The sequence below is a fragment of the Gandjariella thermophila genome, assembly GCF_005405885.1.
GTDB classification, from domain to species: Bacteria; Actinomycetota; Actinomycetes; order Mycobacteriales; family Pseudonocardiaceae; genus Gandjariella; species Gandjariella thermophila.
Map to the genome: position 1 here is coordinate 40823 of NZ_BJFL01000026.1, position 13493 is coordinate 54315.

Below are 13493 nucleotides of genomic sequence, written 5' to 3' on the forward strand. Positions count from 1 at the left end.
CACCCGCCCGTCACCACACCGGCCGCTCGCACGGGCCTGGCGGCCCGTGGTCGCTGGGCCGGTTCGCCAATGACGCTCACTGGCGCCAGTGTTCCCAGCCGCTGGGCCCCTCGTAGGGCAGGCCGTCCACGGTCACACCCTGGCCGGCGCGCACCGTGCCGATGGTGCGCCAGCCGTCGGGCACCTCGCGCGGGTCGGGGAAGGCGGCGACCAGGGCGTGGTCCTCGCCGCCGGTGAGCACCCAGTGCCTCGGGTCGGCGCCCAGCGCGGAGGCCACGTCGATCAGCCGCTGGTGGACCTCGAGCAGTTCGGTGCGGATGTCGACGGCCACCTCGGAGGAGTCCGCGATGTGGCCGAGGTCGGCGAGCAGGCCGTCGGAGACGTCGAGCATGGCGGTGGCGCCGGCGCGGGCCGCCTGGGGACCGGCCGCGTACGGAGGTTCCGGCACCCGCTGCGCGTTGACCACCGAAACCGGGGAGCGGAAGCCCCTGCCCAGGACGGCGAGTCCGGCCGCGGCCCAGCCCAACCGGCCGCACACCGCGATCACGTCGCCGACCTGGGCGCCGAATCTGGTCACCGGTTCGCGCCCGCCGAGGTCGCCGAGCGCGGTGATCGAGATCACCAGCTTGTCGGCGGTGACCATGTCCCCGCCGACCACCCCGGCGCCGCACTGGTTCGCCTCCTGCCACAGGCCGGCGACGAGATCGTCGACCAGGGTCGTGGAGGTCTCCGGCGGGCAGCCGAATCCGACCAGGAGCGCGGTCGGCATGGCGCCCATCGCGGCCACGTCGGCCATGTTCACCGCGGCCGCCTTGCGCCCCACCTGCTCCGGCGAGGACCAGTCCAGGCGGAAGTGGACGCCCTCGACCAGCATGTCGGTGGTGGCCACCACCCGGCCGTCCGGAGCGGCCACCACGGCGGCGTCGTCGCCGGGCCCGAGCAGGGTGCTGGCCGGCTGCGCCCTGCCCCGGGTCACCCGGTGGATGAGACCGAACTCACCCATCCGAGCGACTGTGTCGTCCTCGGATGGCGGCTGCGGACGCAAAGCGACCTCCTCTTCCCAGCTAGCCCGAGCGACCGGCTCCCTGCCTGGGGTACTTTGCTCGACACGTTTACCTAGCCAGAGCACAGTCCTACCCCGAGCAGACTTCTCCACACGAAGGGGCGCGCCGTGGTCCAGGCATACATCCTCATCCAAACCGAGGTCGGAAAGGCGGCCGCGGTCGCGTCGGAAATCGCCGGCATCCCTGGCGTCACCACCGCGGAGGACGTTACCGGGCCGTACGACGTGATCGTCCGCGCGGAGGCGGACACGGTGGACCAGCTCGGGCAGCTCGTGGTGGCCCGCATCCAGAACGTGCAGGGCATCACCCGAACCCTCACCTGCCCGGTGGTCCATCTCTAGCCCGTGCTGTCCTAGCGGGGTGGCATCCGCGCAACGACCTGACGAACGGCCGCGGGCCGGCCTCCCCCGTCCCCTGCTGATCGTCGCGATTGGACTGCCGGTGCTGCTGGCGGTCGGCGTCGCGGTGCTGGGCATCGTGCTCGGTTCGGGCGGCCAGCAACCCGCCGGACCGCCCGCCGGTACCGGTACGGAACGCACCGGACCGCTGCCGGTCCCGCCGGTGGCCGCGCCCGCGGCCCCGTCACCCCAGTGCGGTGCGCTGGTCGAGGCGCTGCCCGCGGAGCTGGCCTCGGGCCAGGCCCGGCTGCCCCGCCGCGCCCTGGCCCAGCCCGCCCCGCCCGGCGTGCTGGCCTGGGGCGACGCCCAGCACGATCCGGTGGTGCTGCGCTGCGGTATCGAGCGGCCGGCCGAGCTGACCCCGACCGCTGAGCTGCTGGAGGTCTCCGGGGTGAAGTGGCTGCGGATCCCGGGTGTCGGCGCGGCCACCTGGGTCGCCGTGGACCGCCCGGTGTACGTCGCGCTCACCGTGCCGGACGGCTCCGGCACCGGCCCGCTGCAGGACGTCACCACGGCGGTGCGCGCGGCCCTGCCGGCGGTGCCGGTCAACACCGGCGGCTGAGCCCCTCCCTCCTCCCGCATTCAGCGGGCTCAATGGCGGTTTCGGGTGCGCGGAAACGCCCATCGAGCCCGCTGAATGCGCGGTGTGTGTTGCTGGGAGGGTTCAGCGCAGCCCGGTGCCGCGGGCCAGCGCGGTGTCGATCAGGGTGGACAGCAGCGTGGTGTAGTCGAGCCCGGTGACCGCCCACATCCTCGGGTACATCGAGATCGGGGTGAACCCGGGCATCGTGTTGATCTCGTTGATGGTCAACCGGCCGTCGGCGCCGACGAAGAAGTCCACCCGGGCCAGGCCCTGGCAGTCCAGCGCGCGGAAGGCGTCCACCGCCATCGCGCGCAGCCGGTCGATCACCTCGTCGTCCAGCTTCGCCGGGATGTCGAACTCGCAGATGTCGTCGAGGTACTTGGCGTCGAAGTCGTACCAGCCGGCGCCCTCGCCGACGATGCGGATCTCCGCGGGCAGCGACGCCTCCACCCGCCCGTCCGGGAACTCCAGCACGCCGCACTCCACCTCGCGGCCCGGCACCTCGGCCTCGACGAGCACCTTGGGGTCGGTCCGCCGGGCGAGCGCGATCGCGTCGGGCAGTTGGGCGGGGTCGGTGACCCGGGTGATGCCCACCGAGGACCCGGCCCGCGCCGGCTTGACGAACACCGGCAGGCCCAGCCGCTCCAGGTCCGCCGGATCGACCGTGTCCTGGCCGCGGCGCAGCACCACGTACTCGCCGACCGGTAGGCCCTCGGCGGCGCACAGCTTCTTGGCGTACTCCTTGTCCATGGCCACCGCGCTGGACAGCACGCCGGCGCCGACGTACGGGATGCCGGCCAGTTCCAGCAGGCCCTGGATGGTGCCGTCCTCGCCGTAGGCGCCGTGCAGCACCGGGAAGACCACGTCGACGCCGGAGAGCACCTGGCCCTCGCGGCCGCGTTCCAGCATCACCACGCCGCCCCGGGTCGGGTCGGCGGGCAGGGCGAGCGCCATGCCGTCACCCACGGCGGGCAGCCGGCGGTCCTGGATCTCCAGCGCCTTCGGGTCGTCGGTGCCGAGCACCCAGGCACCCTCGGGGGTGATGCCGATCGGCACCACCTCGAACCGCTCCCGGTCCAGGTGGGACAGCACGCTGCGGGCCGAGACGCAGGAGACCCCGTGCTCGGTGCTGCGGCCACCGAAGACGACCGCGACCCGGACCCGGCCACCACCGGCTACCGCCGGTCGAACCTCGTCACCCGTCGCGTTACCCGCCGTGTCACCCGGACGAGGATCCCCGCTATCCCGCTGCGTCATGCGCGCGACCATACCGGGACGGCGGTACCGCTGGGCTGTCCCCATTCACTCTCACGAGCCCGGATTCGTGTCGGCCGTGGTCGGGACGTGTGCCTGCGCGGCGGTCACGTCGGCGGACACGGGAGCCGCCGAGCAGGCGGTGAGCAGCCCGACGAGGCCCGGCAGTGCGGCGACGAGCTGGTCCCGGGAACAGGCGGCGTAGCCGAGCAGCACGCCGTGCCAGCGCGGCCGGCCGGCGTGGTGCCGGGCGAGCCCGTCCAGCCGCAGGCCCCGCCGCTCGGCCTCGGCGAGCGCGTCCCGCTCGGCCCGGGCCGAGGGCAGCGGCACGACCAGGTGCGCGCCGGCGTCGTCGCCCAGCACCGGCAACTCCGCGTCGGCCAGGGCATCGACGAGGAGCCGCCGCCGCTCGGCGAACTCCCGCCGAAGCCGGCGCAGGTGCCGGCCGAGGTCGCCGTGCCGGGCCAGCTCGACCAGGACCCGCTGGCCGGCGGCGGCCGGGCCGGTGCCGGTCTGATCGCGGTAGGCCAGCACCTCGGCGGTCACCGCGGGCGGGGCCACCATCCAGCCCGCGCCCAGCGTCGGAGTGAGGATCTTGCTGGTGGTGCCCAGGTGGACGACCACGTCCGGGGCGAGCGCGGCGAGCAGGGGCAGCGGTGCGACGTCATAGCGCAACTCGCCGTCGTAGTCGTCCTCGATCACCAGCCAGCCCTCGGCCCTGGCCCGCTCGACCAGCGCGACCCGCCGGGCGGCGGCCATCCGCCCGCCGAGCGGGTACTGGTGCGCCGGTGAGCAGTACACCGCGCGCACGCCGGCCGGGACCACGCCGACGTCGAGCCCCTCCGGGTCGACCGGGGCCGGCAGTACCCGCATCCCGGCGGCCCGGAACGCCCCGACGGCGCGCTGGTACCCGGGCTCCTCGACGGCCACCGCGTCACCCGGCCGCAGCATCGCGGCGGCCAGTTCGGTGACCGCGGCCGTGGTACCGCCGGTGGCCAGCACCACGTCCTCGCTCAGGCCGCCGTTCACGCTCAAGCCCCGGTGCCGCAGCAGGTGGTCGGCGACCACCGCGCGGTACTCCGGGAGACCGGCCCGCTCGGGGCGGTGCAGCGGGGCCGCGTCCGCGGCGGCCCGCCACGCCCGGCGCCAGGCCGCGCGATCCAGCCCGCCCGCCCACGGCGCACCCGGCGCGAGGTCGACGAACTCGCTGGTGGCCTGCCGTGCCGGCGGCGGCTGCTGCCTCGGCCGCAGCGCACCAGGCGGCGCCGTGGTGACGTAGGTGCCGGAGCCGTGCCGCCCGGCGATCCACCCCTCCGCGTGCAGTTGCTCGTACGCGGCCGCGGTCACCGTCCTGCTGACCTTCAGCCGTTCGGCGAGCGTGCGCGTGGACGGCAGCCGGTCACCGCTGCGCAACTGGCCGGCCGCCGCGGCCGCGCGCAACGCGTCGGCGAGTTGCACGGCCAGCGGTTCGGTGGCCGACCGGTCCAGGGTGATCGGCAGTTCCGGTGGCGTGGTGTCCGTCGCCGTCACCGTCAATTGGCCCTCCCGGAGCCTCGACAACGTCCGGCTCCAGAATGCCACTCACCGGCGAACCTGGCCGCCTGGCCCGACTCCCCTGCAAAGTGGCATGTTGATTTCGGCCTGGAATGGCAGTTTCAGAAGGCCACTCGCCCGCGACAGCCTGGTGGCATGAGCCGAGTTCCACTCTCGCCCACGCCGCGCAGCACCATCAACCGCAATCGGAAGCGGGCCGCCACCGACCGCGCGGCGCTGGACGCGCTGCTGGACGCGGCACTCGTCTGCCACCTCGGGATCGTGGTGGACGGCAGCCCGGTCGTGCTGCCCACCGGGTTCGGCCGCGACGGCGACGTCCTGTACCTGCACGGATCGACCGGCGCACGAAGCCTGCGCCTGGCCGAGCGGGGCGCGGACGTGTGCGTCACGGTCACCATGCTGGACGGCGTCGTCTACGCCCGCTCGGTGTTCCACCACTCGGTCAACTACCGCTCCGCCGTGGTGCACGGCCGAGCCCGCGCGGTCACCGACGAGGCGGGCAAGCGACACGGCCTGCGGGTGCTGACCGAGCACCTGGCCCCCGGGTCGTGGGGCCACGCGCGGCGGCCGGACCGCAGGGAACTCGCGGCGACCGCCGTGCTCGCGCTGGACCTCACCGAGGCGTCGGTGAAGATCCGCACCGGTCCGCCCGCCGACGACGAGGCGGACGTGGCCGCCGGCACGGCCTGGGCGGGCGTGCTCCCGCTGCGCCGGTCCTGGGGCGAGCCCGAGCCGTGCCGGCTGCTGCCCGCCGGCACGCCGGTGCCCGACCATGTCCGGGGCCGACCGGCCTTGGGTTGACCACGTCCGGCCGGTCCCGGGCCGACCAGTGCCCGCCGCCCGGGCCAGGTGCGCACCGGCTGCCGCAGGACTCGTCTCAGCGACCCCGCAGGGAACGGCGTAGGCGCTGCACGAGCGTCGCCCGAATTCGGCCGGTCCGTGGGCGTGGCGCGCGCCCAGCCCGCGCGACGAGCGAGTCGCTGACGGGGTAACCGGGTGGACGCAATCTGCCGAGCCTCGGCCAGTACAGCGCCGCATACTTCAGCCAGGTGTCGTCGCGGACGTGGATGTACGGGTAGTACACGGCAATCGGATCCACCCTTGGCGCCCTCTGCCCGCCGCGCGGTCAGCCGGGATTGGTCACCGTGAGCCGGCCCCAAGATTGTCGGCTGGGTACCTTCCCCGGCCGTCGAACGGCGCGGGGTGACCGGCACGCCCACCACCAAGTGTTGCACTCAACAAAAAGTGCTACACTCGTCATGTGCCTACATCTCGACCGCGACACATGGTCACCGAAACCGACGAGGTGGCCCGCGCACTCGACGAGGCCGCCGAGTGCTGGCCGGCGGAACGCCATTCCCGGAGCCGGCTGCTGCTCCGCCTCATCGAAGAGGGACACCGCGCACTGCGCGAGGAACGCCAGCGTGCCATCGACGAGCGGCGTTCGGCGATCGACGAAACCAGCGGCATGCTGACCGGCGTGTACGGCAAGGACTATCTGGAACGGCTCCGCGAGGACTGGCCGGCGTGATCGTACTGGACGCCAGTGTGTTGATCGCCCACTTCGACGCCATGGACGCCCATCATGAGCAGGCTACGACCCTGTTGCGGGCCGCCGTCCGAGAATCCTTCGGCGCGAGCATCGTGACTCTCGCGGAAGTGCTTGTCGGCCCGCACCGTGCGGGCCGCTCGGATGAGGTCGTGTCGATCCTGCACCGGCTTGGCGTGTCAGCGGTCGAGATGGGTGTGCGGTCGGCGCCGCGCCTGGCCGCGCTGCGGGCGACCACCAATCTGAAGATGCCCGACTGCTGCGTCCTGCTGGCCGCCGAGGAGTCCCGCGCGAGCATCGCCACGTTCGACGATCGGCTCGCCAAGGCCGCCGCGCAGCGTGGCATCGTTGTCGAGGGCGCTCACTGATCCCGCGCACCTCCCGTTCCGCGCTGCGGGACCGGACCGCGGGCGGGGTCGAAGCGGTAGGGCGTCATGGTGTGCCGGGCCGGCCGGTAGACGTGCACGCTGACCGCCGGATCGGCGCCGTCGTTGCTCACCCGGTGCACGTGGTTCGGGCCGAACACCCGGGACTGGCCGATGGCCACCTGGTGCAGCACCAGAGCCGGGCGGCCGTCCGGTTCCACCCTGGCCACCCGCTCGGTGAGCGTGCCGGAGACCACGGTGAGCGCGCCGGCCGCGCCGCCGTGGTCGTGCAGGTCGGTGTGCTGGCCAGGCAGCCAGGACAGCAGCCACACCTCGTGGTCCTCGGTGCGGTCGATGAGCGCGGACCAGCGCTCGCGCGGGTCGTAGCGGAGCAGGTGTCGCCACCGGTCGCGGTCGGCGGCGTACTCCCGGGCGATCAGCGCGGGGTGGCTGGTGGCGCGCTGGCTGGGCAGGGCAACGGTGTTGGGGGGAACGGCGAACACGCTCGATCTGTCCTCACGGGATGCTACTGGGGCGCGGACCGCACCGCTGGCGACACCGGAGGAACGACACCGGAGAGATCGCGTGCGGCGGCGGGCCCGCGGAAGGAGACGGGTCCGGGCATCACCGACACGGACAGAGCGCGCTGGCGACGCGGCGGAGGTCGATGTGACCCCGCCGGTCGATCATGGCGCGCAGCAACACACCCTGAGCGAACCAGCCGCGAGGGGCCGCGGTCAAGCGCGACCATCCCGTGAGCACCGGATCGTGGGCAACGCCACGGGGGCAGGTCACCGTCCCGCCGGCGTCAGGCCGCGGCGTCGAGGGCGGCCGGGTCCTCGCAGCCGGCGGAGAGGCGGACAGCCCCTGGGGCACGGGGTCGCCCCACCGCGCGCGGCGGACGGCGCTGCTGTGCAGCGCGGTGATCGCGGCCATGCGACCCGGCCGGGCTCGGTCATGGCTGCTTCTCCGCGAGTCCGCGCGCGGGTACTGCATGCTCACGACCATTCGTGCTTCTGGGCGCGGCCGAGCAGTTCGGCGGCCATGTCCTCCGGGCGCAGGCCCTCGTGGCAGACGCGGTGCACGCCGTCGGTGATCGGCACATCGACGCCGTGCCGGCGGGCGAGTTCGCGCAGCGACGAGCAGGACTTCACGCCCTCGGCGACCTGACCGTGCGCGGCATCCTGCGCCTGGGCCAGCGTCTCGCCCCGACCCAGCCGCTCGCCGAAGGTGCGGTTGCGGGACAGCGGCGAGCTGCAGGTCGCCACCAGGTCGCCGAGCCCGGCCAACCCGGCGAAGGTGAGCGGGTCGGCGCCCAGCGCGACGCCCAGCCGCGCGGTTTCCGCGAGCCCCCGGGTGATCAGCGACGCCGTGGTGTTGTGGCCGTAGCCGAGGCCGGCCGCCATCCCGCAGGCCAGCGCGATCACGTTCTTGCACGCCCCGCCCAGCTCGCAGCCGATCACGTCGGTGTTGGTGTAGGGGCGGAAGTAACTGGTGACACACGCGGTCTGCAGGGCGACCGCGCGGTCGTGGTCGGTGCAGGCGATGACCGTGGCGGTGGGCTGCTCGGCGGCGATCTCCTTGGCCAGGTTGGGCCCGGACACCACGGCCACCTGGGTCTCCGGCACCTCGGCGACCTCGCGGATCACCTCGCTCATCCGCTTCAGCGTGCCCAGCTCCACGCCCTTGGCCAGGCTCACCAGCGTGCCGCCGGCGGGCAGCAGGTCCCGCCAGCCGATCAGGTTGTCCCGCAGGGTCTGGCTGGGTACGGCGAGCACCACCACGTCGGCGCCCTTCAGCGCCTGCTCCGGATCGGCGGTGCAGGACAGGTTCTCCGGCAGCCGCACCCCGGGCAGGTAGTCGGGGTTGGCCCGGTGTTCGGAGATCATCGTGGCCACCTGAGGGCGCCTGGCCCACAGCACCACGTCCCGTCCGGCGTCGGCGAGCACCTTGGCGAACGTGGTGCCCCACGAACCGGCGCCGAGCACCGCGAACCGCTGTGTTTCCCCGTCCGCGCCGGACATCTCAGGACCCGGCCTCCCCGGTGCGCTCGCCGCCGCCGTCCACCGCGTCCGGGCCGGGCAAGCCCGCCGACTCCGGCCCCGCGTTCGACGCCGCCCTGGCCCGCACGGGCTGGTAGAAGCCGGCCGGCGCCGGCTCCGGCCGGATCTCCGCGAGCAGGTCCTTCACCCGGCCCATGAGCAGGTCGGTGACCTCACGCAGCACGGCGTTGCTGGCCGGCCTGGCCCGGAACTCCGACAGGTCAACGGGGTCGCCGAAGCGGTGGGTGACGGTGCCTCTGGGTACCGGGCGGAACTTCTTGTTGTAGCCGTCGTAGATGGACCGGGTGCCCCAGCGGGCCACCGGGATCAGCGGCACGTCGTGGTCCAGCGCGAGCCGGGCCACCCCGGTGCGGGGCTGCATCGGCCAGCCGTCCGGGTCGCGGGTGATGGTGCCCTCCGGGTAGATGACCACCACCTTGCCCTCCTCCAGCGCCCGGTGCGCGTCGCGCAGGCTCTGCTGCGCGTTCGCCGTGCCCCGGTACACCGGGATCTGCCCGGTGGCGACCAGCACCTTCCGCAGCACCGGCACGTCCCAGAGGGTGTTCTTGGCCAGGAACCGGGGAATGCGGCCGCGGTCCCGCACGCACACCGCGTCGTAGAGCGGGTCGATGTGCGAGACGTGGTTCATCACCAGCAACGCCGGACCGGTCTCCGGGATACGCTCCGCGCCGATCAGCACCCGGCGCGCGAGCAGGTTGGTCACCGGGTAGAAGACCGCCGCGGCCACCCCGACCCAGAGACCGCCCTTCTCCTTGGCCACGTTCGCCCCTTTCCGTGTTGACCGCGATGGACCCGCCAGTCGGCGTAGTTTCCCTTTCCGACCGGGCGAGGTCCAGAGCCGGGGCCGGCCCGGCGGGTCGGCGACCGGCCCGGCCGGCGGGCTTCGGGGCAAGATGGCGGGGTGGGAATCCCCATGGGTGACGGCACGGGTGTCCGGCGGCGCGGCCCCGCCGGCGGCGGGGTCGACCTGGTCGTCCCGGTCAAGCCGTTGCGGCGGGCCAAGTCGCGGCTGGTCGGCGCCGCGGACGGCGGCGCCGGCGATCCGGTCGCGCACGCCGCGCTGGTGACCGGGCTCGCGCTGGACACGGTGGCCGCGGCGCGGTCGGCGAGCAGGGTGCGCCGGGTGCTGGTGGTCACCTCCGACCCGGAACTCGCCGCCACGTTGCGGGCCGAGGGCGTGGACGTGATCCCGGACACGCCGGCGGCCGGCCTGAACGCCGCCTTGCGGCACGGCGCCGAGGTGCTCGGGCAGCGCGGCGACGGCCGGGCCGGAACGGTCGGCGCGCTGCAGGCCGACCTGCCGGCGTTGCGGCCGGCGGAGTTGGACGCGGCGGTGGACGCCGCGGCCGGCCGGAGGGCGTTCTGCCCGGACCGCCACGGCACCGGCACCACGCTCCTGCTCGCCGCCCGGGGCGAGCCGCTGCGCCCGTCGTTCGGGCCGGGCTCGGCCGCGGCGCACGCCGCATCCGGGGCGGTCATGCTGGACGGCGCATGGCCGTCGCTGCGCTGTGACGTGGACACCGCCGAGGACCTGGCCGTCGCCGCCGAACTCGGCCTGGGCCCGCGCAGCACCGCGCTGCTGGGCGCCGCGTGCGGCGCGTCCCGGCCCGCGCCGTGACCGCCGTGCCGGGGTGACCGCGCGGCGTAGAGTGCGGGCCGTGGATCGCTCCGGTGCCCCCGACGACCCCGCGGATCCTCCGGTGCGGGAACCGGGTCGTCCGCGGCGGACCGGCGCCGCCGAGCAGGCGACCGTGCACACCATGCACGCCGACGGTTCGGTGACCCTGCTCTCCGACGGCGGGGTGCTGTTCGACGCGGGCGCGGCCGCGGTGGCGGAGGGCGGCTGGCGGGCGTTGCGACCGGGACAGCGGGTGACGGTGCTCCGACGGGGCCGGGTGGTCGTCGCCGTCGTTCACCCGGTGTGACCGCCAGGCTTACCGCGAAGGTTTCCCGGGGCGGTTACTCGGGCAGGATCTCGGGTTGGCAGACCCCCTGGCCGAGTGAGGGACAATACCCGCGTGAGCACAGACGACAGGGAAGACCCACCCTCGGCGGGCACCGGCTCCGAGGACTCTCCCGCCCGCGCGACACCGGACCGTACGGCCCGGCGGGCGCGCGCCACGCAGCGTCGCAGTGCCCGCCCGACCACCCGCCGCAGCCGGACCCGCGCCGGCTCGGGGACCACCTCCGCGCCGGCCACGGACCGTGCCACGCGACCCGTGGCGGACGGGGGTGCCTCGGCGGAGTCCGAGGACCCGCCCGCGCCGGCCGTCCCGACCGAGACGACCGCGGCGGGAACGAGCGCCGCCGCCGACGGCGCCGCCGTGGCCGGCACCGCCGGCACCACGCGGCGGCCGGCGGAAGGCACGGCCGAGGAGGCGGCCGAGGCGACCCCGTTGTCCCCGGTCGCGCTGCGCTCGGTGCCCTCCGCTCCGCCGGCGGTCACTCCGGCCACCGTGGTCACCGACCTGCCCGAGGACCGGTACTTCAACCGGGAGCTGTCCTGGCTGGACTTCAACGCCCGGGTGCTCGCGCTGGCCGAGGACACCTCGGCGCCGCTGCTGGAGCGGGCGAAGTTCCTCGCGATCTTCGCGTCGAACCTGGACGAGTTCTACATGGTCCGGGTGGCCGGGCTGAAGCGCCGGCACGAGACCGGTCTCTCGGTCCGCAGCGCCGACGGGCTGACCCCGCGCGAGCAGCTCGCCGCGATCTCCAAGCGCACCCAGGAACTGGTCCAGCAGCACGCCAGGGCGTTCCTGGACGACCTGCGGCCGCTGCTGGAGAAGCAGGACATCCGGTTCGTCACCTGGGCCGACCTCACCACGTTCGACCAGCAGCGGCTGTCCGCGTACTTCCGTGAGCAGATCTTCCCGGTGCTGACCCCGCTCGCGGTGGACCCGGCGCACCCGTTCCCGTACATCTCCGGGCTGTCGCTCAACCTCGCGGTCACGGTGCGCGATCCGGAGAGCGGCACCGAGCACTTCGCCCGCGTCAAGGTGCCGGACAACGTGCCCAGGCTGGTCCGGGTGGACGCGGACCGGGGCGGCACCACGTTCCTGCCGCTGGAGGAGCTGATCGCCGCGCACCTCGGCGAACTGTTCTCCGGGATGGACGTGTCCGAGTGCCACACCTTCCGGGTCACCCGCAACGCCGACCTGGAAGTCGAGGAGGACCGCGACGAGGACCTGCTGCAGGCCCTGGAACGGGAACTGGCCCGCCGCCGCTTCGGCCCGCCGGTCCGGCTGGAAGTGGCCGAGACGATGAGCGACCACATGCTCGACCTGCTGCTGCGCGAGCTGGAGGTCGACCCGGACGAGGTCGTCGTGGTGCCCGGGCTGATCGACCTGTCCTGCCTGTGGCAGCTCTACGGGCTGGACCGCAAGGAGCTCAAGGACCCGCCGTTCGTGCCGGCCACCCCGCCCGCGTTCGGCGAGCGGGAGACGCCGAAGAGCGTGTTCGCCACGCTGCGCGAGGGGGACGTGCTGGTGCACCACCCGTACGACTCGTTCTCCACGAGCGTGCAGCGGTTCATCGAGCAGGCGGCCTCCGATCCGAAGGTGCTGGCCATCAAGCAGACGCTGTACCGCACCTCCGGTGACTCGCCGATCGTGGACGCGCTGATCGACGCGGCCGAGGCGGGCAAGCAGGTGGTCGCGCTGGTGGAGATCAAGGCCCGGTTCGACGAGCAGGCCAACATCAAGTGGGCCCGCGCGCTGGAGAAGGCCGGCGTGCACGTGGTCTACGGGCTCGTCGGGCTGAAGACCCACTGCAAGACCGCGCTGGTGGTCCGGCAGGAGGGCTCCACGATCCGCCGCTACTGCCACATCGGCACCGGCAACTACAACCCGAAGACCGCCCGGCTGTACGAGGACATCGGCCTGCTGACCGCCGAGCCGACCATCGGCGCCGACCTCACCGACCTGTTCAACGTGCTCACCGGCTACGCCAGGCAGCAGACCTACCGGACCCTGATGGTGGCCCCGCACGGGGTGCGCGGCGGGCTGATCGAGCGCATCGAGCGGGAGGTGGAACACGCCCGGCGCGGTCAGGTGGCGGGGGTGCGGCTGAAGCTGAACTCCCTGGTCGACGAGCAGGTCATCGACGCGCTGTACCGGGCGTCCCAGGCCGGTGTCCCGGTGGATGTGGTGGTGCGCGGCATCTGCGCGCTCAAGCCGGGTGTGCCGGGCCTCTCCGACAACATCCGGGTGCGCTCAATCCTGGGACGCTTCCTGGAGCACTCCCGGATCTTCCACTTCGTCGGCTCGGACGAGCACTGGATCGGCAGCGCGGACATCATGCACCGCAACCTGGACCGGCGGGTGGAGGTGCTGGTGCGGGTCGCGGACCCCAAGCTGGTCGGCCAGTTGGACGCGGTCCTGGACTCGGCGCTGGACCCGTCGACGCGGTGCTGGGTGCTCGGCCCGGACGGCGAGTGGGTGCCGTCCCCGGCGAACGGCTCGGAGGTCCGGGACCACCAGGTGGAGTTGCTCCGCGCGCACGGGGCGACCTGACGGCATGGTGCGGAACTGGCCCGCGATGAGGAGGGAGGGCGAAGCCCCGGGACCAGGCGGGCGAACGTAGGACACCGGACGAGCGCACAGACGGCCGCGGACACGAGGGAGAGGGCGACCAGTGGGTAGGGCCGACGACGGCGGGCCTGACG

The 13493-nt window shown here is 73.8% G+C and carries 14 protein-coding genes; 8 read left to right on the forward strand and 6 right to left on the reverse strand.

The genetic code is table 11. The annotated features are described in order from the left end of the window. Window positions 1–76: 76 nt before the first annotated feature. Window positions 77–1045: a thiamine-phosphate kinase gene (locus tag FFT21_RS20830; RefSeq protein ID WP_137815604.1), complete on the reverse strand. Its 969-nt coding sequence runs from the start codon at window positions 1043–1045 to the stop codon at window positions 77–79. A gap of 126 nt (window positions 1046–1171) precedes the next feature. Here FFT21_RS20830 and FFT21_RS20835 point away from each other — a divergent pair, with 126 nt between their 5' ends. Together FFT21_RS20835 and FFT21_RS20840 are read left to right on the forward strand one after the other, a co-directional pair. Continuing rightward, the gene (locus FFT21_RS20835) at window positions 1172–1405 is read left to right on the forward strand and encodes an Lrp/AsnC family transcriptional regulator (RefSeq protein ID WP_137815605.1); all 234 of its coding nucleotides are present in this window, start codon (window positions 1172–1174) and stop codon (window positions 1403–1405) included. A 19-nt stretch (window positions 1406–1424) separates the two neighbouring features. Continuing rightward, window positions 1425–2024 carry a DUF3515 domain-containing protein gene (locus FFT21_RS20840; RefSeq protein ID WP_225978602.1) on the forward strand — a complete coding sequence of 200 codons (600 nt, stop codon included), beginning with the start codon at window positions 1425–1427 and terminating at the stop codon, window positions 2022–2024. Between the two features lie 102 nt (window positions 2025–2126). Here FFT21_RS20840 and FFT21_RS20845 read toward each other — a convergent pair whose 3' ends face one another. Both FFT21_RS20845 and pdxR read right to left on the reverse strand, forming a co-directional pair. Beyond that, window positions 2127–3302: a D-alanine--D-alanine ligase family protein gene (locus FFT21_RS20845; RefSeq protein WP_137815606.1), complete on the reverse strand. Its 1176-nt coding sequence runs from the start codon at window positions 3300–3302 to the stop codon at window positions 2127–2129. A gap of 51 nt (window positions 3303–3353) precedes the next feature. Further along, window positions 3354–4829 carry a MocR-like pyridoxine biosynthesis transcription factor PdxR gene (pdxR, locus tag FFT21_RS20850; protein WP_137815607.1) on the reverse strand — a complete coding sequence of 492 codons (1476 nt, stop codon included), beginning with the start codon at window positions 4827–4829 and terminating at the stop codon, window positions 3354–3356. Window positions 4830–4988: 159 nt separating this feature from the next. Between pdxR and FFT21_RS20855 the strand changes: the two genes are divergently transcribed. The 3 genes from FFT21_RS20855 to FFT21_RS20865 all read left to right on the forward strand — a co-directional run bounded on the left by FFT21_RS20855 (window position 4989) and on the right by FFT21_RS20865 (window position 6770). Further along, window positions 4989–5654 (forward strand): pyridoxamine 5'-phosphate oxidase family protein, encoded by a 666-nt coding sequence (locus FFT21_RS20855; RefSeq protein WP_137815608.1) that lies wholly within the window; start codon window positions 4989–4991, stop codon window positions 5652–5654. Window positions 5655–6138: 484 nt separating this feature from the next. Next, on the forward strand, window positions 6139–6384 hold the full coding sequence (locus FFT21_RS20860) for a hypothetical protein (RefSeq protein WP_192909662.1): 246 nt from the start codon (window positions 6139–6141) through the stop codon (window positions 6382–6384). Beyond that, window positions 6381–6770, forward strand: a complete 390-nt coding sequence (locus tag FFT21_RS20865) for a type II toxin-antitoxin system VapC family toxin (RefSeq protein ID WP_137815610.1) — start codon at window positions 6381–6383, stop codon at window positions 6768–6770. The genes FFT21_RS20860 and FFT21_RS20865 overlap by 4 nt, the downstream gene beginning before the upstream one ends. On the opposite strand, the gene FFT21_RS20870 is transcribed toward FFT21_RS20865, so the two are convergent. The 3 genes from FFT21_RS20870 to FFT21_RS20880 all read right to left on the reverse strand — a co-directional run bounded on the left by FFT21_RS20870 (window position 6764) and on the right by FFT21_RS20880 (window position 9590). After that, window positions 6764–7270 (reverse strand): cysteine dioxygenase, encoded by a 507-nt coding sequence (locus FFT21_RS20870; protein WP_137815611.1) that lies wholly within the window; start codon window positions 7268–7270, stop codon window positions 6764–6766. The genes FFT21_RS20865 and FFT21_RS20870 overlap by 7 nt on opposite strands. 495 nt (window positions 7271–7765) lie before the next feature. Continuing rightward, entirely contained in the window at window positions 7766–8791 is a 1026-nt protein-coding gene (locus tag FFT21_RS20875; protein ID WP_137815612.1) for an NAD(P)H-dependent glycerol-3-phosphate dehydrogenase, read from the reverse strand. Window position 8792: 1 nt separating this feature from the next. Further along, the gene (locus FFT21_RS20880) at window positions 8793–9590 is read right to left on the reverse strand and encodes a lysophospholipid acyltransferase family protein (RefSeq protein WP_137815613.1); all 798 of its coding nucleotides are present in this window, start codon (window positions 9588–9590) and stop codon (window positions 8793–8795) included. A 153-nt stretch (window positions 9591–9743) separates the two neighbouring features. Between FFT21_RS20880 and cofC the strand changes: the two genes are divergently transcribed. From cofC to FFT21_RS20895, 3 genes are all read left to right on the forward strand, one after another. Beyond that, on the forward strand, window positions 9744–10448 hold the full coding sequence (gene cofC / locus FFT21_RS20885; RefSeq protein ID WP_137815614.1) for a 2-phospho-L-lactate guanylyltransferase: 705 nt from the start codon (window positions 9744–9746) through the stop codon (window positions 10446–10448). Window positions 10449–10488: 40 nt separating this feature from the next. After that, the gene (locus tag FFT21_RS20890; RefSeq protein ID WP_137815615.1) at window positions 10489–10755 is read left to right on the forward strand and encodes a hypothetical protein; all 267 of its coding nucleotides are present in this window, start codon (window positions 10489–10491) and stop codon (window positions 10753–10755) included. 471 nt (window positions 10756–11226) lie between these two features. After that, entirely contained in the window at window positions 11227–13341 is a 2115-nt protein-coding gene (locus tag FFT21_RS20895; protein ID WP_225978603.1) for an RNA degradosome polyphosphate kinase, read from the forward strand. The last annotated feature ends 152 nt before the right edge of the window (window positions 13342–13493 follow it).

What these genes read in the sequence shown, in the direction of transcription:
- FFT21_RS20845 (WP_137815606.1), bottom strand. Translation starts at nt 3,302, where the DNA reads ATGACGCAGCGGGATAGCGGGGATCCTCGTCCGGGTGACACGGCGGGT.
- FFT21_RS20855 (WP_137815608.1), top strand. Translation starts at nt 4,989, where the DNA reads ATGAGCCGAGTTCCACTCTCGCCCACGCCGCGCAGCACCATCAACCGC.
- FFT21_RS20860 (WP_192909662.1), top strand. Translation starts at nt 6,139, where the DNA reads ATGGTCACCGAAACCGACGAGGTGGCCCGCGCACTCGACGAGGCCGCC.
- FFT21_RS20875 (WP_137815612.1), bottom strand. Translation starts at nt 8,791, where the DNA reads ATGTCCGGCGCGGACGGGGAAACACAGCGGTTCGCGGTGCTCGGCGCC.
- cofC (WP_137815614.1), top strand. Translation starts at nt 9,744, where the DNA reads ATGGGTGACGGCACGGGTGTCCGGCGGCGCGGCCCCGCCGGCGGCGGG.